The sequence below is a fragment of the Actinomadura kijaniata NBRC 14229 genome (assembly GCF_001552175.1).
Taxonomy (GTDB): domain Bacteria; phylum Actinomycetota; class Actinomycetes; order Streptosporangiales; family Streptosporangiaceae; genus Spirillospora; species Spirillospora kijaniata.
Genome location: NZ_BCQR01000133.1, coordinates 1 through 19,370 on the forward strand (window position 1 = coordinate 1; position 19,370 = coordinate 19,370).

Here is a 19,370-nt window from a genome sequence, read left to right on the forward strand (position 1 = left end):
GGCCGCGGGCGTCACGGCCGTCACCCTCCGGCCCGACGGCGGCGCGGCGCCCGCCCCGGCGGTCCCGGGCAACGCGCTGCTGGTCGCCGCCGCCAGCGCGCAGAAGGCGCCGGCCGGCCGCTACTGGCACGCCAGGAGCGTCCTCGGCGAGATCTACGCGGTCGGCGCGCGGGAGGCGTCCCACTACCGGATCGACTCGCGTCAGGGGAACGATCTCTGGTTCGCGCGGGACGGCAGGGGCAGCTCGGCCCACCTGGACCTGCCCGACGTTCCGGTCACCGCCCGGGACAGGCAGCGGTGGCAGGCCGCCGGGTCCCCCGGCATGGTGAAGATCCCCAACTCGGAGGGGGGCGGGGGGGACATGCTCCTGGAGATGAACCCCTCGGCCCAGACGGGACCGCGGATGCCCACCGAGGGGGGATGGCACGGTCTGACCGTCGACCAGATCGCCAAGCTGCCCACCGAGCCCGGGGCGCTCCGGAACGCCCTGCTCGACCTCAGGGGCAACTGGCGCGCCCGGTCCTCCACGGCCCGCAAGGAGCCGATCCGGGCGCTGTCCGGCCAGGAGCGGGTCCGCGCCCTCAGCGAGGTGGCCGGGACGCTGCTGTCCACGGCGCCCGCGCCTCCCCGGGTGCGCGCGGCGACGTTCCGGATGCTGGCGGCGCTGCCCGGGGTGCGGCCCGAGGGCGGGACGACCGATCCGCAGGGACGCCCCGGCACCGCGGTCTCGCTGCCGCTGGAGACCACCGTGCCGCTCGGCCTGTACACCGCGCCCAAGCAGCTCGGCACGTACCGGCGGCAGTTCATCATCGATCCGGCCGCCGGGAGGCTGCTGGCGATCCGGGACCTGGTGGTGAAGCCCCCGCGCGGCAGCCGCCCCCTTCCCCCCGGGGACGACGGCCGGCCCAGGAGGCTGGAGGCCAGGGACCTGCCCGACCGGTTCCACAAGCCCGGTGAGCTGGCCGGTTACCAGATCTTCGAGGTCAGCGAGTGGACGGACGCGGAGCCGCCCGCCGGGGCGCTGCTCCCGCCCGACCGTTCGTGACGAACGGTGACCGCGTGCGTTCGCGTCTACGGTCTTTGACGCGAACGCACGCTCCCGTCCGGGCGCCGTCGGACGGCCGGGTCAGTCCTCGGTCCAGAGCAGGACGTTCGAGGTCTCAGCGTGGATCATCGCCGCGCCGCGGCGGGTCTTGCGCTGGATGTCCGCCTGGGGCTTGGAGGACGAGGCCGTGACGGCGATGTAGCGGCCGCGCGCCGTCACGTCGCCGTAGGTCGCGCCGCCCCTGGGCTTGACCGGACCGCCCGCCGTGAAGCGCAGACCCGTGTACTTCATCGCGGCCGCGGCCTGCTTGGCGGCGTTCTCGTCGGGAAAGCGCAGGACGTGGCTGCTGACCAGGACGTTCGCGCCGGTCCGGAGGGCGATCTCGACGCGGCCGTCGCATCTGAGGCGGGTCAGCAGTTCCCGGGTGGCCGCGTCGGTCGCGCCCGCCTGGCAGCCCGCCGCGCCGGGGAGGTCCCGGGCGTTGAGGCGGGTGTAGGTCTCGACCGTCTGGTTGATCCGGGCGGTGAACCGTTCCCCGTCGGGGTAGAACGTGTTGACGGTGAACGCGGTCCTGTCACGCTTCTTGGCGGCGGTCTTCTTGTCGTCGGCCCACAGCATCAGCCCGCCGACGACGACGGCGAGCAGCACGCCGGAGAGGGCGATGCAGCCGAGGACGACGTGGAGGATGCGCCGTTCGGTCCGCTTGTTCTTGTCGAGGATCTCCTGGACGCGCCGCCGCTCGTCGTCCGGGAGCGCCGCGTAGGGGTCGTGGCGGGGCCCGTGGCCGGGCCCGTGGTGGGGATCGCGGCCGGGTTCGTGGGGGGACTTGCCGGGCAGGGGGTAAGGGTTGTCGCCCTTCATGGTGGGCCATGGAAGCACATTCCACGGCCCCCGCTCTAGAACCGTTTTCTAGGATGGCCCTACAGTGACCGGCATGACCGGCGATTACCTGTACTGGGAGCGGGTTCCCACCCGGTGGAAGGACAACGACGTGTACGGGCACGTCAACAATGTCGTCCACTACTCCCTCATGGACACCGTGATCAACGAGTGGATGATCCGCACGGCCGGGTTCGACCCGGTGCGCTCGGACGCCGTCGCGTTGTGCGTGGAGTCGCACTGCGTCTACAAGGCCGAGGTGTCCTTCCCCGACACCATCGACGTCGGCCTGCGCGTCGGCAGGCTCGGGCGGTCCAGCGTGCGCTGGGAGGTCGGGATGCGGCGCGGCGACGGCACGCTGATCGCCGAGGGACACTTCGTGCACGTGTTCGTGGGGCGGGACAGCCGCCGCCCCGTGGAGATCACCGGAACGGTCCGGTCCGAGATGGAGAAGCTGGTGATCGCGTGACGACGACCCGCGCCGCCGTCCTGGTCGAGTCCGGCCGCCCCGCCCCGTACGCCGACTCCCGCCCCCTGGAGGTCACCGAACTGCGGCTGGACCCGCCCGGCCCCGGTGAGCTGCTGGTCAGGGTGGGCGCGGCGGGCCTGTGCCACTCGGACCTGTCGGTCATCAACGGCTCCCGGCTCCGCCCCCTGCCCATGGCGCTCGGCCACGAGGCGGCGGGCGAGGTCGTGGAGGCGGGGGAGGGAACGGACTTCGCGCCCGGCGACCGCGTGGTGCTGGCGTTCGTCCCGGCGTGCGGTCACTGCGAGCGCTGCGTGGACGGCCGCCCGGCGCTGTGCGGGCCCGGGGCCCAGGCGAACGGGGCCGGGACGCTGCTGTCGGGCGCCCGCCGCTTCACCGCCCCCGACGGCACCCGGCCCCACCACCACCTGGGCGTCTCGGCGTTCTCCGAGTACACGGTCGTGTCGGCGCGGTCGGCGGTGAAGGTGGACGGCGACCTGCCCCACGAGATCGCCGCGCTGTTCGGCTGCGCGGTGCTCACCGGGGCCGGGGCGGCGCTCTACAGCGCGCGGGTCACGCCCGGCGACAGCGTCGCGGTGTTCGGGCTGGGAGGCGTCGGCCTGGCCGCGCTGCTGGCCGCCAGGGCCGCCGGGGCCTCGACGCTCGTCGCGGTGGACGTGGTGGACCACAAGCTCGACCTGGCGCGCCGGCTCGGCGCGACCGCCGTGGTCAAGGGCGGTCCCGACACCGTCGAGCAGGTGCGCGACCTCACGCGCGGCGGAGCGGAGAAGGTCATCGACACCACCGGCGTCGTGCGGGTCCTCGAACAGTCCTACGCCGCCACCCGCGCGGGCGGCACCACCGTCACCGTCGGGCTGCCCGACCCCGGCGCGCCGCTCACCCTCCCGGCGCTCAGCCTGGTCGCCGAGGAGCGCACGCTGCGCGGCAGCTACCTGGGCTCGTGCGTGCCGCGCCGCGACGTGCCGCGCTTCGTCGGGATGTACCGCTCCGGGACGCTGCCGGTCGACGCGCTGCTGTCGCACCGGCTGACCCTCGACGAGATCAACGCGGGGTTCGACCGGCTGCACACCGGCGAGGCCGTCCGGCAGGTCGTGACGTTCTGACCGGGTCGGCGGCGCGCCACCGGCGCGCCGCCGACCGCGGGGTCACTCGGACTTCCCGGCCCCCCGGCCGAGCAGCGAGTGCCGGTGGCTGTAGGCGAAGTACACCAGCGTCCCCAGCAGGAACCAGGCCGCGAACCGCAGCCAGGTCTGCCACTGGAGGAACGTGATCAGCCAGAACGAGAACACCACGCCGATGATCGGCACGACCGGCATGCCCGGCGTGCGGAACTCGCGCGGCAGGTCGGGCCGCTTGTACCGCAGCACGACCACCGCGACGCACACCACGATGAACGCCAGCAGGATGCCGATGTTGGTGAGCTCGGCGGCCTCGGCGATCGGCAGGAACCCGGCGATCAGCGCCGATCCCGCGCCCAGGATCCAGGTGATCCGGGTCGGCACCTTCCGCGTGGGGTGCGTCTTGGCGAACCACATCGGCAGCAGCCCGTCGCGGCTCATCGAGAACCACACCCGCGCCGCGCCCATCATGAACGTGAACAGCACGGTCAGCACGCCGAGGATCGCGCCGACCGCGATGACGATCCCGACGGTGTTCAGCCCGACCGACTGGAACGCCGAGGAGAACGCCGCGTTGGGGTCGATGTCGCGGTAGTCGACCATGCCGGTCAGCACCAGGCAGGCCAGCACGTACAGCACCATCGAGATCGCCAGCGAGTAGATGATCGCCTTCGGCATGTGCCGCCGCGCGTCCTTGGACTCCTCGGCCGCGGTGCTCATCGCGTCGTAGCCGAAGACGGCGAAGAACACGGTGGCCGCGCCGGTGACGGCGCCGCCGACCCCGAACGGGAAGAACGGCGAGTAGTTCCCCGTGTTGATCTTGAAGACGCCGACCACGATGACCAGCAGCACGATGCCGACCTTCAGGTACACCAGCGCCGTCTCGAACCGCGCCGCGTTCTTCATCCCGAGGTTCAGCACCCACGCGATGAGCAGGCACAGCAGGGCCGCGAACAGGTTGACCTTGTAGCTGCCCGCCGCGACGCCCTCGGGTTCGGTCCCGGGCGCGCCCATCATCCACAGGGGCAGGTCGACGTGCATGAACCCGAGCAGGTCGTTGAAGTACCCGGAGATGCCGATCGCGACCACCGCCACGATCGCGGTGTACTCCAGCAGCAGGTCCCACCCGATCGCCCATCCGGCGAACTCGCCGAGCACGGCGTACCCGTAGGTGTAGGCGGATCCGGCGCGGGGGATGAGCCCGGCGAACTCGGCGTAGGAGAACGCCGCCGCCGCGCTCGCCACCCCCGCGATCAGGAACGACAGCAGCACCGCGGGTCCGGCCGTCTTGTTGGCCACCGCACCGGCCAACGAGAAGATCCCGGCCCCGATGATGCCGCCGACGCCGATCGCGGTGAGCTGCCACAGGCCGAGCGTCCGGCTGAGGCCGGACGACTCACTCTCGTCATCGATCTGGTCGACGGGTTTGCGCCGCGTCATCGCGTGCAACACCGACATAGCGAGCCTCCTTACGTTGGCCTGCCACGTTGCAGGCCAACGCAGAACCATGCCCCCGGCAGCCCCGCTCGTCACTTCCACAACCATCACAATTCGGTCACCCGAAACCCCGGCGCCAGGGTGGGGAAGGGGAAGGCGGGCGCCGCGCGGCCGCCCGAAGCGGCCGCGCGGCGTTCTTCCCGCTGTGTCCGTGCGGCTCGACGACCCCGGCGGAGCCCTTACCCCCCAGTTCGGGCGCCCGGTCGGAGCCCGCGACGGACGAGATAGAAGGTAGCCGCGACCGCCCGCGCCGGGGCTCGTTCACACCTTCCATCCGACAAGCGGTGGGGACGGTGCGACGAACGGCCCCCGGCGCGGGGCGAGCGGTCAGCGCACGCCGTACGCGTTGGTGATCGTCTGCACGGAGGTCGCGCCCGTGCCGTCCTTCGCCGTGGCGCGCAGGGACACGAAGCCCGCCGCGTTCGGGTTGCGGACCCGCACCACCCAGTGCGAGCCCTCGCGCTTGACGGCCAGCTTCCGCCAGGTCCTGCCGCCGTCCGCCGAGGCCTCGACGACCAGGGACTTCAGCGTGGTGCGGGAGTCGGGGTGCCCCTTCACCGTCAGCGGGACGGAGGTCAGCGAGCCGCGGGCGGCGTGGTTGCGGGCGTCCAGGCCGCGCGGCGCGTAGACGGTGGTCAGCGCGCTCACCCCGCCGTGGCCGAGGCCGTCGTCGTAGCCCCGGGCCTTGAACCGCAGGGTCGCGGCCACGCGGGTGGACAGCAGCGCCCCGGCCGGACGCCGGGCCTCGACCTTCAGCGTGTACCAGGCCGCCCTGGTCGGGATCTTGACGCGCAGGTCGCCCTTGCCCTGGGCCAGCAGGGTCGTGCCCCGGTACAGCCTGGCGCTCTTGGTGACGCCGCTCAGGCCGCAGTCCTGGTTGACGGTGCGCGGCGGCTGGCAGATCAGGGATCGCGGCGTCAGGTGGAGGTAGCGGCCGTCGATGGAGCCGCCGACGCCGTTGCGGGACGGTCCCCACACGGCCCGGCCCCACGTCTCGGTGAAACGGCCCTTCTTGTAGGTCGGGTCGTCGTTGTGGTCGCTGATGGTGGCGTTGCCGTGCGGGCCGCTGATGGTGACGTCCGGGTTCCAGCGGAGCCCCGGGGTCCGGTAGGAGACCACGGTGCGGGGGAGCGCGCCGAGCTCGGTGTGCATGTGGGTGAGCCATCCCCTGTTGTCGGGGGCAGAGGCTCGCAGGTCCATCCCGCCGGTCTGGCCGTTGTCGAACGAGCGGACGTGCACGTCCACGCGGGCCAGGTCGGCGCGCTTGGAGCGGTACACCGGCGTGGCCGGGATGCCGCCCTTGGCGACGCGGACCAGGTCGTACCGGTACGGGCTGGGGTTCTCGGCGCCGGAGCCCCTGCGCTCCAGCACGGCGTGCGCGGCGAGCGACACGTACTTGCTGGTGGTGGGGATGACGTAGGTGGCGTTCGGCGGGGACCAGCCGGAGATCGGGTTGACCGACCACTCGCCGTTCACCAGCGGCAGCACGTTCAGGCCGGTGACCTCGGCGGTCGGGTCGTCGACCGAGAAGCGGACCTGCCGCCCCTTGCGGGCGTCGAACGCGACGGTCTGGCTCCTGGTGACCTTGACGACGCGGGTGCCCAGGGTGAGGGCCTCGCCGGTCTCGATGAGGGTGGTGACCGCGTAGGTCCCGGCCCGGACGCGGACGCCGCGTCCGCCGGGCACCTCCCGGCCCTGTCCGGTCCGGACGTCGATGAGGTAGGCGCCGGGCTTGACGGCCGCGCCGTCGCGGCCGATGGCGGTGACGGCGAGCGCGTGGGTGGCGGCGGCCTCGGCCGGGACCGCGGTCAGGCCGAGGGAGAGTCCGGCCGCGAGCGTGAGCGTGACGGCACGGAGGGGGCGACTGTGCAACGGAGCCTTCGCGTGGGGGGAGGGACGCGCCTGGGAGGACGCGTGGGGCTGACGGTGCGGCGGGGGGAGGGCGTAATGATCCCGAGCGCCGGGACCGGTCGTCAAGATCCCAGGATATGGGCGGTGAGCAGGTCCCGGAAGCCGGACTCGAACCGTTCGTAGTGCGCGCGCAGCCCCGGGCCCGGCCAGTCCTCGGGCAGCAGCTCGCGCGGCAGCAGCGGGTCGGCCAGCAGGTGCCGCAGCACCGCCGCCGCCACCGTGAACCGCTCGGCCATCGCGTCGGCCTCGTCCAGCGCCGACCGCAGCGCCCGCGCGGTGTCCGCCCAGCCGGTCAGGTCCCACAGCGCCCCGGCCAGCGTGACCGGGTCCTGCTCGGGGCGGCCGGTCAGGAACGCGCACTGCCGCGCCACGATCTCCGGCCGGGGGCGCGCCAGGTTCGCCGGGCGCAGCCAGGCGCCCTCGCGGATCTCGGCGAGCCGCAGCTCCGACATGGCCTGGCGCAGGGCCGCGCGGTCGGCGGCGGGGCGGCGGTCGGCGGTGACGACGGCGATCTCCCAGGTGCCGTCCCAGGGGCGGGTGCGGGGCGACCGGCTCTCGTCCTGCCGCCGCTGGCGGCCGAGGAGCCGTTCGGTGAGCTGGTAGTGGCCGTCCACCTGCACCAGGTCCCCGGCGGCGACCATCCGCGACAGCGCGACCCGGACCGTCCCCTCGGCGATCCCGAACAGCTCGCCGACCCGGACCAGGTGCCGCGTGCGCAGCCGGGGCGGGTGCATGCCGAGCAGCGTGCTCAGCACCACCGAGCGGGCCGTGAGCGGACGCAGTCCCAGGGCGTTGGTCATCGTGCTCGGGACCCTACCGCGATTACACTCTTCCATCACGTGTGGAAAAGTCGTAATGTCCGGGCATGGGTTCCTACCTCATCGAGCCGGTGGACCGGCTCCCGTTCGGCGGTCCGGACAAGGCGCGCCGCTACGCGACCGAGCGCTACCGCGGGGCCGTCGGCCTCGACTGGTACGCCTGCGACCCCACCCTCCGCTTCCTGCTCCGCCACCACCTCGGCGAACGCGGCCTCGCCTGGGCCGAGCCCCGGCTGCGGGAGCTCGGCGCGCTGATGGGCGGCCCGATCGCCGAACGCGCCGAGGAGACCGACCGCAACCCGCCCCGCCTGGAGAAGTACGACCGGTGGGGCCGCGACGTCAGCCGCGTGGTGATGCCGCCGTCGTTCGAGGAGGCGCGCCGCGACCTGGTCGCCACGAGCCTCACCCGCCCGGAGTTCCTGGCGGAGGCGCGGCGGGCGGGCGTGGACCCGGTGCCGCTGGCGGTGACCTGGAGCTACCTGCTGGACCAGGCCGACATCGGCATGGCGTGTGCGCTCGGCACCGGCGGCGACATGGTGGTGGGCCTGGCCGAGATGTTCGCGCCCGACGACGTGAAGGAGCGGGTCCGCGAGCTGTTCGCCGCCGGGTACTTCTCCGGCGAGGCCGCGCAGATGCTCACCGAACGCTCCGGCGGCTCGGACCTCGGCGCGCTGGAGTCGACCGCGACCCCGGACGGCGACGCGTGGCGGCTCAACGGGTTCAAGTGGTTCGCCTCCAACGCGGGCGGCTCGGCGTTCGTCGTGCTCGCCAAGCCCGGGGGCGCGCCCGACGGCGTGCGCGGCGTCGCCCCGTTCCTGGTGCTGCGGGAACGCCGCGACGGCTCGCGCAACGGCGTGCGCATCCGCCGCCTGAAGGACAAGCTGGGCACGCGGTCGGTGGCGTCGGGGGAGGTGGAGTTCACCGACGCGGAGGCGTTCCTGCTGGCCCCGTCCGGGACCGGTGGCGGCGGCGGTGACGGCAGGGGGCTGGCCCGCATGATGGAGATGACCAACGCCGCCCGCCTCGGCATCGCGATGATGGGCCTGGGCTGCGCCCGGCGCTCCCTGGTCGAGTCGCTGTGCTACGCCCGGGCCCGCGAGGCGTTCGGCGGCCCGCTGTACGACAAGCCGCTGATGCGCCGCCAGCTCGCCGAGATGATCGTGGAGACCGAGGCGGTCCAGGCGATGGTGTTCGACGGCTATCTCGCGAGCCCCCGCCTGCGCGTCGGGGCGCCGCTGATCAAGCTGCGCGCCGCGCGTCTCGGCGTGACCGCCGCCAGTGCCGCGGTCGAGATCCACGGCGGCAACGGCTACATCGAGCAGTGGCCGGTCGCCCGTATCCTCCGCGACGCCCAGGTCAACCCGATCTGGGAGGGCGGCGACAACATCCTCTGCCTGGACGTCCGCCGCGCGATCGAACGCCACGACGCGCACGAGCCGTTCTTCGACCGGCTGGCCGCCGCGCTCGCCGACGCCCCCGCCGACGCCCCGGCCGACCTGGTCGCCGACCGCGCCGGCCACCTGCGCGAGGCGGTCGAGGCGTGGCGCAAGCTGGATCCGGAGACCGCCGAGGCGCGGCTGTACCCGCTGGCGGGCTACATGGCCGACGTGTACGCGGCGGCCCTGCTGGTGGAGCAGGCGGCCTGGGAGCGCGCGGAGCACGGCACCGACCGCAAGGCCCTGGTCGCCCGTCTCTACGCCCGCGCCCGCCTGGCCGACCACGGTCCGCTGCGCGGGATCGACGGCCCGGCCGAGGACCTGGAGCGCTTCGCCGACCTGGCGGACGGAGCCCTGGTGGACGACCGGTCGTAAGCGTTCCCGTACCCTCGGAGGCCGCAGGAAACCGAACTTCGCTCGGTATTCGATGCGGAAGGAGCCCCAGATGACGACGCCCTCCGTGGACCGCCTCCCCACCGGCCCCGCCTCCTCCCGGACCACGCCGCCGCCCGGCGCGGCCGTCCCGGAGGAGGCCGGGCCCGACCCGCGGCTGACCGACGGCGTGCTGGCCGACTACGCGGGATGCTTCGGCTGCGGCGAGGAGTCCCCCCACGGCCTGCGCCTCCGGCGCACCGGCCACGCCGACGGCGTCGTCCGCGCCGAGTACGTCGTGCAGCGGGCCCACCAGGGGGCGCCCGGCCTGGCGCACGGCGGGGTGCTCGCCACCGCGATGGACGAGATGCTCGGCTGGGCGGCGTGGCTGCTGGGCAGGCGGTACGTCACCGGCCGCCTGGAGACCGACTTCCTGCGGCCCGTCCCCGTCGGCGCCACGCTGTACCTGAGGGCGTGGTGCCGGGGCGTGGACGGCCGCAAGGCGTACCTCGAAGGGGAGGGGCGCGCCGGCGCGCCGGACGGGCCGCCCGCCGTGCGCGCGGCGGGGCTGTTCGTCGAGGTCCCCCAGGAACACTTCACCAAGGAGCGGATGAACTGATGCCCACGGTACGCACCGAGCGCCGAGGCCCCGTCACCACCGTCGTCCTGTCCCGGCCCGAGGTCCGCAACGCGGTGGACGGGCCCACGGCCGCCGCGCTGGCGGACGCGTTCCGGGCGTTCGACGCCGACCCGGACGCCGCCGTCGCCGTGCTGTGGGGCGAGGGCGGGACGTTCTGCGCGGGCGCCGACCTCAAGGCGATCGGCGCGGGCCGGGGCAACCGGGTCGCCCCCGACGGCGACGGCCCGATGGGCCCGACCCGGATGCGCCTGTCCAAACCGGTGATCGCCGCCGTCGCGGGCCACGCGGTGGCGGGCGGCCTGGAGCTGGCGCTCTGGTGCGACCTGCGGGTGGCGGAGGAGGACGCGACGTTCGGCGTGTTCTGCCGCCGCTGGGGCGTCCCGCTGATCGACGGCGGGACGGTCCGGCTGCCCCGCCTGATCGGCGCCTCCCGCGCCATGGACCTGATCCTCACCGGCCGCCCGGTCCCGGCGCGGGAGGCCCTGGAGATCGGCCTGGCCAACCGCCTGGTCCCGCCCGGCGCCTCCCGCGAGGCCGCCGAGGAGCTCGCGGCCGAGATCGCCCGCTTCCCCCAGACCTGCCTGCGCGGCGACCGCATGTCGGCGCTGGAGCAGGACGGCCTCACCGAGCAGGCGGCCATGGCCAACGAGCTGGAACACGGGACCAGGGCCCTGCACGAGGCCGCCGAGGGCGCCGCGAGATTCGCAGCAGGCCACGGTCGCCACGGCGACTTCACCGACATCTAGCGCGGAGCCCGCTTCCGGCCGCGTTTCGCGGTGGAGTGGGGTCCTCCTGCGGGGATGTCGCAATCGAGGGGCCGGATATGTCCGGTGGGCCCCGTTCGGGAAAATGATCATCCTTGACCGGGCCGGGCTCGGCTCCTAGGTTCGCTCACGGGGTCGGGTCTCTCAGGGGATGGGGCGGGCATGGACATGATCGCGGGCTTGACCGTGGACGAGGCGGGCCGCGCGCTCGCCGACCCGACGGCCTACGCCGACGACCGGCGGCTGCACGAGGCCCTGGCGCTGCTGCGCCGCGAGGACCCGGTCCACCGGGTGGAGCGGGAGGGCTACAACCCCTTCTGGGCCGTCACCCGGCACGCCGACATCATGGAGGTCGAACGCGCCCACACGCGCTTCCTCAACGCCCCGCGCCCGGTGCTGGTCACCGCCGAGCTCGACGCGATGAACGCCGAGCGCGCCGCGCAGGGCGTCGCGCTGCGCACCCTCATCCACATGGACGACCCGGACCACCGGGTGATCCGCGCGATCGGCGCCGACTGGTTCCGCCCCAAGGCGATGCGCGCGCTGGAGCCCCGCGTCCGCGAGCTGGCCAAACGCTACGTGGACCGCATGGCCGAACTCGGCGGCGAGTGCGACTTCGCCCAGGACGTGGCGGTCCACTTCCCCCTCTACGTGATCCTGTCGCTGCTCGGCCTGCCCGAGTCCGACTTCGACCGGATGCTCAAGCTCACGCAGGAGATGTTCGGCGGTGACGACACGGAGCTGCGCCGGGGCACGAGCGCGGAGGAGCGGCTCGCGGTCCTGCTGGACTTCTTCGCCTACTTCCAGGAGCTCACCGCCGCCCGCCGCGCCCACCCCACCGACGACCTCGCCTCCGCGATCGCGAACGCGAGGGTCGACGGCGAGCCCCTCGGCGACCTCGACACCGCCTCCTACTACGTCATCATCGCGACCGCCGGGCACGACACCACCAGCTCCACGATCTCCGGCGGCCTGCACGCCCTGATCGAGCACCCCGACCAGCTCGACCGGCTGCGCGCCGACCCGTCCCTGATGCCGTCGGCCGTCGACGAGATGATCCGCTGGGTCACGCCGGTCAAGGGGTTCATGCGCACCGCCGTGGAGGACTGCGAGGTCGGCGGCAGGCGGATCCGCGCGGGGGAGGCGCTGCTGCTGTCCTACCCGTCCGGCAACCGCGACGAGGAGGTGTTCGAGGACCCGTTCCGCTTCGACGCGGGCCGGGATCCGAACCGGCACCTGGCGTTCGGGTTCGGCGTCCACTACTGCCTGGGCGCGGCGCTGGCCCGCATCGAGGTGCGCGCGTTCTTCGAGGAGCTGCTGCCGCGCCTGGAGTCCATCGAGATGGGCGGGGAGCCGGAGGGCATCGCGACCACGTTCGTGGGCGGCCTGAAGCACCTGCCCGTCCGCTACACCGTGAAGGGCTGACCCGTGCGGATCGAGGCGGCGGTGCTGCGCGCCCACGACGCCCCCTACGCGATGGAGCCCCTGGAGCTGCGCGACCCGGGCCCCGGCGAGCTGGTCGTCCGCATCGCGGGCACCGGCCTGTGCCACACCGACCTGCTGGGCCGCGCCCCCGACGACCGCGTGGCGAAGCCGGTGGTCCTGGGCCACGAGGGCGCCGGGACGGTCGAGGCGGTCGGCCCCGGCGTGGCGCTGGAGCCGGGAACGCCGGTCGTGCTGTCCCTCGACTCCTGCGGCGCGTGCGCCAACTGCCGCGCCGCCCGGCCCGGCAACTGCGCGCGGATGGCGGCGCTGAACATGTACTCCGCGCCGCTGGACGGCGTCGCCCGCCTGACGGCCGCCGACGGCACGCCGGTCAACAACCGCTGGTTCGGGCAGTCGTCGTTCGCGACGCACGCCCTGGCGACCGTCCGCAACACGGTCCCGATCGACCCGGACGTGCCGCTGGCGCTGATGGGCCCGCTCGGCTGCGGCATGCAGACCGGCGCGGGCTCGGTCCTGGTCTCCCTCGGCGTGGGCGCGGGCGACAGCCTCGCGGTGTTCGGCGCGGGGGCGGTGGGCCTCGCGGCCGTGATGGCGGCCCGCGTCGCCGGGGCCACCACGATCATCGCGGTGGACCTGCACGCGTCCCGTCTCGACCTGGCCCGCGAGCTGGGCGCGACGCACGCCTTCGACGGGGCCGACGAGGACCTGCCCGCCCGGATCAGGGCGCTGACACCCGGCGGCGAGGGCGTGCAGTACGCGCTCGACACCACGGCGGTCCCCGAGGTCGTGGGCGCGGCCGTCGCGTCCCTGCGCACCACCGGGGTCTGCGGCCTGGTGGGGGTGGGGGCGCGGGAGTACCGCCTGGACCCGACGCTCCTGCTGATGGGCCGCACGGTGAAGGGGATCATCGAGGGCGACGTCGTCCCCCAGCTGTTCATCCCGCGCCTGGTCGAGCTGTGGAAGCAGGGCCGCTTCCCGTTCGACCGGCTGATCGGGACCTATCCCCTGGCCGACGTCGGCCGGGCCGAGGCCGACTCCCTCTCCGGCAAGGTCGTCAAGCCGGTCCTGCTGACGGAATCCTGACCTGTCGGTCCCGGTCGGTAGTCTCCGCGCATGCTGCGGAGAAAACAGTCGTTGCCGGACCTGTGCGCCGTGCTGGCGGACGTGGTGGAACGCGCCGACGAGGAGGCGTTCCCCGCCGCCCACGACGCCGTGGTGCGGCGCGCGCGGAAGGCCGGGACGGCGGAGCGCACCGCCGCGCTGGAGGTGCTGGCCCCCGCCGTCGCCGGTGTGCGGCTGGGCAACGGCGCCCCGCTGGCCGTCCTCGCGGGCAACCTCGTCGAGCTGGGGGCCGCCCCCGGCGCGGCGCTCGGCGTCCTGGCCGAACGCGTCGCCGAGGGCCTGGAGCGCGCCGCGCGCTTCGCGGAACGCTGGCAGGCCCTCGCCGGTGAGGAGGACCTTCCCGACCCCGCCGACGACGAGGCCGTCCCGGGCGTTCTCGCACGGCTCGCGCCCGGGGAGCAGGACCTGGCCGAGGCCTGGTTCACCGTCGGCGACTGGATCCCCGCCCTGCTCGTGCCCCTCCAGCGCAGGGAGGTCCGCCGGGACCTGCCGCACCGCGAACGCCTGGCCGCCGCGGTGGCCGCCGCGCCCGAGGAGCTGCCCGCAACGCACTGGCTGGCGGGCCTCCTCCAGGTGCTCGACGACGAGACCCTGGTCGTCGTGCACCGCGCCACCGGCCGCGCCTACCAGGTCACCATCAGCGGCGTCGGTGACAACTTCCAGCTGCACACCCTGCTGGCGGCCACGCTGATCGGCGACGGGGCGCGGGGGCTCGTCCCCGGCGACCGTCCCGCCCCCGAGTGGATCGCCGCCGCCACCGACGGCCCGCCGCAGCCCCCGAACGGCATCCACGGCAGCTTCAACCTGGTGGACGCCCACGGCAAGTGGATCTGGAACGAGGGCCGCCCGGCCGACATCCCGCCGTTCCACGGCCACCGCGTGGTCGTCCTCGATCCGCCCCCGTACCCCCGCGCCTGGAACGCGGGTCGCGCCTATCCCCTCATGCGCCCCGAGGTCACCCTCGACCGGGTGCTGCCCGCCGACGAGGCCGCGCGCTGGGCGGCCGCGGTCGCGCCGTCGGGGTGAGCGTCACTCCGGCGACGCGTACTGGGCGGCGAACTCCCCCGAGGGCGGGATCTGCGTGATGACGTCGACGAGGACGCCGTTCGGGTCGGAGACGATGAAGTGGCGCTGGCCGAAGTCCTCGCTGCGCAGCGACAGCTCCTCCGCCAGGCCCTCCTTGACGACGAGGCGCTCGTGCTCGGCGTCCACGTCGTCGACCTCGAAGTTCAGCAGCAGACCCCGCACCGGCCTGCGGTAGGACTCCGGGACGGTCGGGTGCGCGTGGTCCACGAACGCCAGCTCGTAGTGGGGCGCGTCCGGCCGGCGCAGGCTGACGTACCAGTCCGCCTCGAACGTCACCTCGAAGCCCAGCAGGCGGGTGTAGAAGTCGCGGGTCTCGGCGACCCGTTCGGTGCAGAGCACCGGATAGAAACCGGACAGGGACATGGCGTCCTCCAGGGTGGCAGCGTGACATACCGTCGGTATGTGGCGCTAACGTAGGTCGCATACCGTCGGTATGTCAAGGAGGTCGGATGGACGCCAGAGCGGAACGCAGGGACCGGACGCGCGCCGCGCTGATCGCGGAGGCCCGCCGGCTGTTCGCGGCCCGGGGCTATGGCGCGGTCGGCCTGGCGGAGATCGTCGCCGCCGCGGGCGTCACCAAGGGCGCGCTCTACCACCACTTCGCCAACAAGACCGACCTGTTCCGCGCGGTGCTCGACCAGGTCCAGCACGAGGTCGCCGACCGCGTGGCGGCCGCCGCCGACGCCCGCCCCGACCCGTGGGACCGGCTGGTGGCGGGCTGCCGCGCGTTCCTGGAGGTCGCCACCGACCCCGAGGCGCAGCAGATCATGCTGATCGACGGCCCGGCCGTCCTCGGCTGGAACGAGTGGCGCGCGATGGACGAGGAGAACTCCGCCCGCCACCTGGCCGACGCCCTGCGCGAGCTGACCGGGGCGGGCGTCATCCCCGCCCAGCCGGTGGAGCCCCTGGTCCACCTGCTGTCAGGCGCGATGAACGAGGCCGTCCTCTGGCTGGCCCGGACCGACGACCCGGACGCCCTCACCACCACGACCGAGGCCCTGACCCGCCTCCTGGACGCCCTGCGCGCCGCCCCCTGACGTCACCCGGACGGCTGGACGGGCTGCCAGCGCCAGGCGTCGCCGTCGCGCGTCGCCTCCAGCACCACCAGCGGCGCGCCGTGGTCGGCCCGCCACCGGGCGAACTCCCCGGCCAGTTGCACGTCGAACCCCTCGGGCAGCGGAGTCCCGCCCGGGTCGAGCGCGACCTGCAACGACGCCTCGGGGTTGTCCAGCGGCCAGACCCGCGCCTCCAGCTTGGTGGCGCTGATGCGGAAGATCGACGACTCCCGGATCAGATGACCGTCAACACTGCGGACCCACACATCACCCATGTCTCCGCGTTACCCGCTCAGCGTCCAGGAAATCACGCTCTGTCCGCTTCGTTCCAGAGCGGCCGGGAACCGCGGGCAACGCGACCGGCCCGACGGGGAACGCCCCGTACGCGCCCTGTCCCACGCCTTCTCAGCGGACGCGGTGCAGCAGCTCCTCCCCGGCGGCCAGGCGGCGGCAGTTCTCCGCCGCCACCTCGAAGTAGCGCGCCCACGTCTCGTGCGTCAGCCACGCCACGTGCGGCATCACCACCACGTTCTCCATGCCGAACAGCGGGCTCCCGGCCCCCACCGGCTCCTTCTCGAAGACGTCCAGGCCCGCGCCCGCCAGGTGTCCCGAACGCAGCGCCTCCACCAGCGCCGACTCGTCGATCACCGCGCCCCGCGCCGTGTTCACCACCACCGCGCCCTCCGGCAGCAGCGCCAGGCGCTCGCGGTCCAGCAGGTGGTGCGTCTCGTCCGTCAGCGGGATGTGCACCGACAGGATGTCGCTGGAGCGGAGCAGCTCCTCCAACGGTCGCCACGCCGGGTCGCCGGAGCGCGGCGTGCGGGAGGTGTAGTACACCGTCGCCCCGACCGCCTCCAGCATCCCCTTCAGCAGCATCGCGATCTGACCGCCGCCCAGCAGCCCCACCGTCCGGCCCGCGACCTCCCCGCCGGTCAGGGACCGCGGCGCGGGCCAGCCCTCCCCGGCCCGCGTCCGCGCGTCGAACGCCACCACCCGCCGCAGCGTCGCCAGCGTCAGCAGCAGCGACGTCTCCGCCACCGCCTGCGCGTTCGTCCCCGGCATGTTCGCCACCGCGATCCCGCGCGCGGCGGCGGCGTCCAGGTCGATCGTGTTGACGCCCGTGCCCAGCTTCTGGATCAGCCGCAGCCGCGGCGCGCGGTCCATGTCCTCGGCGGTGATCGGGCGCAGCACGTGCCACAGCACCTCGGTCTCCGGCAGCAGCGCGTGGAAGCGGTCGTCGTCCTCCTCCGGGCAGCCCACGATGTCCAGTCCGGGTTCGCGCTCGGTGATGGCGCCGTGGTCGGCGTCGTAGTGCAGCAGCACCCGCATGTGATGGCCCCTCGTGATTCGTGGACTGCGCTTTCCGCACCCAGTGTGCTCCGACTATCTTGCCGATCATGAATGGGGTCGACGCTCCCGGTCACGGGGTCATGGCGGTGCCGCGGTTCCTGGCCGAGCTGGCCGCCTGGGTGGCGGCGCCGTGGGCGCTGGCCCCGCACTCGGTGCCGCTGGCGGTGCTGGCGGTGGTCGTGCTGGTCGGGCTGCCGACGGTGTTCGCGACGCCCGGCGACAAGGCCAGCGTGATCGTCGCCGTGCCCGGGTATGTCACGGTCGCGCTGGTGCTGCTCCAGCTCGCCGCCGCCGTCGCGGCGTCGTGGGCGGCCTGGCCGCCGCCGGTCGCCGTGGCGGTGACCGCGCTGTGCGCCGCGGTGGTGGTGTTCGAGGTTCCGCGCTGGCGGTGGCTGCTGACCGAGAGGAGGAACGCCCGTGTCTGACTGGCTGCCGGAGGTCCCGGTCGTGCAGGCGCCGATGGCGGGCGGGGCGAGCACCCCCGAGCTGGTCGCGGCCGTGTGCGAGGCCGGGGGCCTGGGCTTCCTCGCCGCCGGGTACAGGACCGCCGCCCAGGTGCGCGCCGAGATCACGCGCACGCGGGAGCTGACCCGCCGCCCGTTCGGCGTGAACGTCTTCCTGCCCGCCGCCGACCCCGTCGACGACGCCGCGGTCGCCGCCTACCGGGAGCGCCTCCGCCCCGAGGCCGAACGCCTCGGCGTCGAGCCCGGCGCGCCCGGCCCCCGCGACGACGACTGGGACGCCAAGGTCACGGACCTGCTGGCCGACCCGCCCGCCGTCGTCGGCTTCACCTTCGGCTGCCCGGACGCCGCGGTCGTCCGGGCGTTCCAGCGGCGCGGCACGGCCGTCGTCGTCACCGTCACCACCCCGGACGAGGCCCGCCGGGCGGGCGCCGCCGACGCCCTCTGCGTCCAGGGCAGGGAGGCGGGCGCGCACCGCGGCTCGTTCACCAACGGCGACGAGGAGCACCTCCCGATCCGCGAGCTCGTCCCCCGGGTCAGGGAGGTCACCGCCACGCCGCTGATCGCCGCCGGGGGCATCGCCACCGCCGACCACGTCAGGGAGATGCTGCTGCTCGGCGCGGTCGCGGTCCAGGCGGGGACGGCGTTCCTGCGCTCCCCCGAGAGCGGCGCGAGCGAGGTCCACAAGAACGCCCTGGCCGACCCCCGCTACACCCGCACCGCGATGACCCGCGCGTTCTCCGGGCGTCCGGCGCGCGGGCTGGTCAACCGCTTCCTCACCGAGCACTCCCCGCACGCCCCGGCCGCGTACCCGGACGTCCACCACCTGACCGCGCCGCTGCGCCGCGCCTCCGCCGCGCGGCGCGACCCGGAGGGAGTGAACCTGTGGGCGGGGGAGTCCTGGCGGCTCGCCACGGCCGAGCCCGCGCACCGGATCGTCGCCGCCCTCGCCGGAAAGATCGCAAATTCGTGATCAACCGGTAGGTTCAGACCGAACCACTGAGAAACCGGTACGGGGGAGGCGGCGCATGCTGCCCGGGGGACGCGGGGTTCGCGCGGCGGCGGGGGCCGTCGCGTTCGGACTCCTGGTGAGCGCGTGCGACGGCCCGAAGGCGGCCGACCCGCCGAAGCGGGAACGCGCGGTCGACGCCATCGCGGGCGAGCGGGGTGACGCCCGCGCGCTCTGGGCCCGGTGGGGCCTGAAACCGCTGCGGCCCGCCCCGGCCCCGCCCGCCGTCAAGCCCCTCAGGCTCACCCGCAGGGACGTCAAGGTCTTCAACCACGTCCCCACCGGTGACCGCGTCGTGTTCATCACGATCGACGACGGCGCGGAGAAGGACCCGAAGTTCGTCCGGATGCTGGAGGACCTGCGGGTCCCCGTCTCGATCTTCCTCACCGACGACGCGATCCGGCCGCACTACGCGTACTTCCAGCCGATCCAGAAGCTCGGCAACGCCGTCCAGAACCACACCCTCAATCACCCGGTCATGACCGGCCTCGGCCTCGACGGGCAGAAGCGCCAGATCTGCGGCGCCCAGAGGATCCTGAAGCAGCGCTACGGCGTGAGCCCCACGCTGTTCCGCCCGCCGTTCGGCCTGTGGAACTCCCTCACCAAACAGGCGGCGGCGTCCTGCGGCGTGCACGGCATCGTGCTGTGGCGCGCCTCCATGCAGATCAACGACATGCAGTACGACGACCCCGCCAGGAAGCTGCACCCCGGCGACGTCCTGCTGGCGCACTTCCGGGGCCCGAAGGAGCTCAAGGGCCGCACGATGACCCACATGTTCGGCAGGATGCTCATGCGCATCCGCCGCCAGGGGTTCAGCGTCGCCCGCCTTGAGGACTACGTGCAGACCCCCTGACCGCGTTCCTCCCCACCCCTC

20 protein-coding genes are annotated in these 19,370 nt (G+C 73.9%); 13 read left to right on the plus strand and 7 right to left on the minus strand.

Annotation, left to right across the window (positions count from 1 at the left end; genetic code table 11):
- Nucleotides 1-1,045: CU044_5270 family protein (locus AKI01S_RS51995; RefSeq protein ID WP_067827214.1), on the plus strand; the 1,045-nt coding region annotated here is incomplete at its 5' end.
- A gap of 81 nt (nucleotides 1,046-1,126) precedes the next feature.
- Here AKI01S_RS51995 and AKI01S_RS34200 read toward each other — a convergent pair.
- Nucleotides 1,127-1,906 (minus strand): hypothetical protein, encoded by a 780-nt coding sequence (locus AKI01S_RS34200; protein ID WP_067827217.1) that lies wholly within the window; start codon nucleotides 1,904-1,906, stop codon nucleotides 1,127-1,129.
- Between the two features lie 73 nt (nucleotides 1,907-1,979).
- Between AKI01S_RS34200 and AKI01S_RS34205 the strand changes: the two genes are divergently transcribed.
- Together AKI01S_RS34205 and AKI01S_RS34210 are read left to right on the plus strand one after the other, a co-directional pair.
- Nucleotides 1,980-2,393: an acyl-CoA thioesterase gene (locus AKI01S_RS34205; RefSeq protein WP_067827311.1), complete on the plus strand. Its 414-nt coding sequence runs from the start codon at nucleotides 1,980-1,982 to the stop codon at nucleotides 2,391-2,393.
- On the plus strand, nucleotides 2,390-3,514 hold the full coding sequence (locus tag AKI01S_RS34210; RefSeq protein WP_084000532.1) for a zinc-dependent alcohol dehydrogenase family protein: 1,125 nt from the start codon (nucleotides 2,390-2,392) through the stop codon (nucleotides 3,512-3,514). The genes AKI01S_RS34205 and AKI01S_RS34210 overlap by 4 nt, the downstream gene beginning before the upstream one ends.
- A 42-nt stretch (nucleotides 3,515-3,556) precedes the next feature.
- On the opposite strand, the gene AKI01S_RS34215 is transcribed toward AKI01S_RS34210, so the two are convergent.
- The 3 genes from AKI01S_RS34215 to AKI01S_RS34225 all read right to left on the minus strand — a co-directional run bounded on the left by AKI01S_RS34215 (nucleotide 3,557) and on the right by AKI01S_RS34225 (nucleotide 7,737).
- On the minus strand, nucleotides 3,557-4,987 hold the full coding sequence (locus AKI01S_RS34215) for an amino acid permease (RefSeq protein WP_067827221.1): 1,431 nt from the start codon (nucleotides 4,985-4,987) through the stop codon (nucleotides 3,557-3,559).
- A 366-nt stretch (nucleotides 4,988-5,353) separates the two neighbouring features.
- Entirely contained in the window at nucleotides 5,354-6,898 is a 1,545-nt protein-coding gene (locus tag AKI01S_RS34220; RefSeq protein ID WP_067827224.1) for a hypothetical protein, read from the minus strand.
- 101 nt (nucleotides 6,899-6,999) lie between these two features.
- Nucleotides 7,000-7,737, minus strand: coding sequence for a PaaX family transcriptional regulator C-terminal domain-containing protein (locus tag AKI01S_RS34225; protein WP_157420356.1), 738 nt, complete (start codon nucleotides 7,735-7,737; stop codon nucleotides 7,000-7,002).
- A 65-nt stretch (nucleotides 7,738-7,802) separates the two neighbouring features.
- Between AKI01S_RS34225 and AKI01S_RS34230 the strand changes: the two genes are divergently transcribed.
- From AKI01S_RS34230 to AKI01S_RS34255, 6 genes are all read left to right on the plus strand, one after another.
- Entirely contained in the window at nucleotides 7,803-9,566 is a 1,764-nt protein-coding gene (locus AKI01S_RS34230; protein ID WP_067827230.1) for an acyl-CoA dehydrogenase family protein, read from the plus strand.
- Nucleotides 9,567-9,636: 70 nt separating this feature from the next.
- Nucleotides 9,637-10,182, plus strand: a complete 546-nt coding sequence (locus AKI01S_RS34235) for a PaaI family thioesterase (protein WP_067827232.1) — start codon at nucleotides 9,637-9,639, stop codon at nucleotides 10,180-10,182.
- Nucleotides 10,182-10,949 carry a crotonase/enoyl-CoA hydratase family protein gene (locus AKI01S_RS34240; RefSeq protein WP_067827234.1) on the plus strand — a complete coding sequence of 256 codons (768 nt, stop codon included), beginning with the start codon at nucleotides 10,182-10,184 and terminating at the stop codon, nucleotides 10,947-10,949. The genes AKI01S_RS34235 and AKI01S_RS34240 overlap by 1 nt, the downstream gene beginning before the upstream one ends.
- A 204-nt stretch (nucleotides 10,950-11,153) precedes the next feature.
- The gene (locus AKI01S_RS34245; RefSeq protein ID WP_245681900.1) at nucleotides 11,154-12,392 is read left to right on the plus strand and encodes a cytochrome P450; all 1,239 of its coding nucleotides are present in this window, start codon (nucleotides 11,154-11,156) and stop codon (nucleotides 12,390-12,392) included.
- A 3-nt stretch (nucleotides 12,393-12,395) separates the two neighbouring features.
- The gene (locus AKI01S_RS34250) at nucleotides 12,396-13,496 is read left to right on the plus strand and encodes an NAD(P)-dependent alcohol dehydrogenase (RefSeq protein WP_067827237.1); all 1,101 of its coding nucleotides are present in this window, start codon (nucleotides 12,396-12,398) and stop codon (nucleotides 13,494-13,496) included.
- 30 nt (nucleotides 13,497-13,526) lie between these two features.
- Nucleotides 13,527-14,561: a hypothetical protein gene (locus AKI01S_RS34255; protein ID WP_157420357.1), complete on the plus strand. Its 1,035-nt coding sequence runs from the start codon at nucleotides 13,527-13,529 to the stop codon at nucleotides 14,559-14,561.
- Between the two features lie 3 nt (nucleotides 14,562-14,564).
- On the opposite strand, the gene AKI01S_RS34260 is transcribed toward AKI01S_RS34255, so the two are convergent.
- Nucleotides 14,565-14,984: a VOC family protein gene (locus AKI01S_RS34260; protein WP_067827243.1), complete on the minus strand. Its 420-nt coding sequence runs from the start codon at nucleotides 14,982-14,984 to the stop codon at nucleotides 14,565-14,567.
- An 86-nt stretch (nucleotides 14,985-15,070) separates the two neighbouring features.
- On the opposite strand from AKI01S_RS34260, the gene AKI01S_RS34265 reads away from it, so the two are divergent.
- Nucleotides 15,071-15,658, plus strand: a complete 588-nt coding sequence (locus tag AKI01S_RS34265) for a TetR/AcrR family transcriptional regulator (RefSeq protein WP_067827246.1) — start codon at nucleotides 15,071-15,073, stop codon at nucleotides 15,656-15,658.
- Nucleotides 15,659-15,660: 2 nt separating this feature from the next.
- On the opposite strand, the gene AKI01S_RS34270 is transcribed toward AKI01S_RS34265, so the two are convergent.
- Nucleotides 15,661-15,951 (minus strand): hypothetical protein, encoded by a 291-nt coding sequence (locus AKI01S_RS34270; protein ID WP_157420358.1) that lies wholly within the window; start codon nucleotides 15,949-15,951, stop codon nucleotides 15,661-15,663.
- A gap of 130 nt (nucleotides 15,952-16,081) precedes the next feature.
- Nucleotides 16,082-17,005 carry an NAD(P)-dependent oxidoreductase gene (locus AKI01S_RS34275; RefSeq protein ID WP_067827252.1) on the minus strand — a complete coding sequence of 308 codons (924 nt, stop codon included), beginning with the start codon at nucleotides 17,003-17,005 and terminating at the stop codon, nucleotides 16,082-16,084.
- Between the two features lie 68 nt (nucleotides 17,006-17,073).
- Between AKI01S_RS34275 and AKI01S_RS34280 the strand changes: the two genes are divergently transcribed.
- The 3 genes from AKI01S_RS34280 to AKI01S_RS34290 are packed head-to-tail and all read left to right on the plus strand — an operon-like array spanning nucleotide 17,074 to nucleotide 19,349.
- Entirely contained in the window at nucleotides 17,074-17,451 is a 378-nt protein-coding gene (locus tag AKI01S_RS34280; RefSeq protein WP_067827256.1) for a hypothetical protein, read from the plus strand.
- Entirely contained in the window at nucleotides 17,444-18,460 is a 1,017-nt protein-coding gene (locus AKI01S_RS34285) for a nitronate monooxygenase (protein WP_067827259.1), read from the plus strand. The genes AKI01S_RS34280 and AKI01S_RS34285 overlap by 8 nt, the downstream gene beginning before the upstream one ends.
- Before the next feature lie 55 nt (nucleotides 18,461-18,515).
- Nucleotides 18,516-19,349 (plus strand): polysaccharide deacetylase family protein, encoded by an 834-nt coding sequence (locus tag AKI01S_RS34290; protein WP_067827263.1) that lies wholly within the window; start codon nucleotides 18,516-18,518, stop codon nucleotides 19,347-19,349.
- Nucleotides 19,350-19,370: the final 21 nt, after the last annotated feature.

What these genes read in the sequence shown, in the direction of transcription:
- AKI01S_RS34200 (WP_067827217.1), bottom strand. Translation starts at nt 1,906, where the DNA reads ATGAAGGGCGACAACCCTTACCCCCTGCCCGGCAAGTCCCCCCACGAA.
- AKI01S_RS34205 (WP_067827311.1), top strand. Translation starts at nt 1,980, where the DNA reads ATGACCGGCGATTACCTGTACTGGGAGCGGGTTCCCACCCGGTGGAAG.
- AKI01S_RS34215 (WP_067827221.1), bottom strand. Translation starts at nt 4,987, where the DNA reads ATGTCGGTGTTGCACGCGATGACGCGGCGCAAACCCGTCGACCAGATC.
- AKI01S_RS34225 (WP_157420356.1), bottom strand. Translation starts at nt 7,737, where the DNA reads ATGACCAACGCCCTGGGACTGCGTCCGCTCACGGCCCGCTCGGTGGTG.
- AKI01S_RS34230 (WP_067827230.1), top strand. Translation starts at nt 7,803, where the DNA reads ATGGGTTCCTACCTCATCGAGCCGGTGGACCGGCTCCCGTTCGGCGGT.
- AKI01S_RS34235 (WP_067827232.1), top strand. Translation starts at nt 9,637, where the DNA reads ATGACGACGCCCTCCGTGGACCGCCTCCCCACCGGCCCCGCCTCCTCC.
- AKI01S_RS34240 (WP_067827234.1), top strand. Translation starts at nt 10,182, where the DNA reads ATGCCCACGGTACGCACCGAGCGCCGAGGCCCCGTCACCACCGTCGTC.
- AKI01S_RS34255 (WP_157420357.1), top strand. Translation starts at nt 13,527, where the DNA reads ATGCTGCGGAGAAAACAGTCGTTGCCGGACCTGTGCGCCGTGCTGGCG.
- AKI01S_RS34260 (WP_067827243.1), bottom strand. Translation starts at nt 14,984, where the DNA reads ATGTCCCTGTCCGGTTTCTATCCGGTGCTCTGCACCGAACGGGTCGCC.
- AKI01S_RS34265 (WP_067827246.1), top strand. Translation starts at nt 15,071, where the DNA reads ATGGACGCCAGAGCGGAACGCAGGGACCGGACGCGCGCCGCGCTGATC.
- AKI01S_RS34270 (WP_157420358.1), bottom strand. Translation starts at nt 15,951, where the DNA reads ATGGGTGATGTGTGGGTCCGCAGTGTTGACGGTCATCTGATCCGGGAG.
- AKI01S_RS34275 (WP_067827252.1), bottom strand. Translation starts at nt 17,005, where the DNA reads ATGCGGGTGCTGCTGCACTACGACGCCGACCACGGCGCCATCACCGAG.
- AKI01S_RS34280 (WP_067827256.1), top strand. Translation starts at nt 17,074, where the DNA reads ATGAATGGGGTCGACGCTCCCGGTCACGGGGTCATGGCGGTGCCGCGG.
- AKI01S_RS34290 (WP_067827263.1), top strand. Translation starts at nt 18,516, where the DNA reads ATGCTGCCCGGGGGACGCGGGGTTCGCGCGGCGGCGGGGGCCGTCGCG.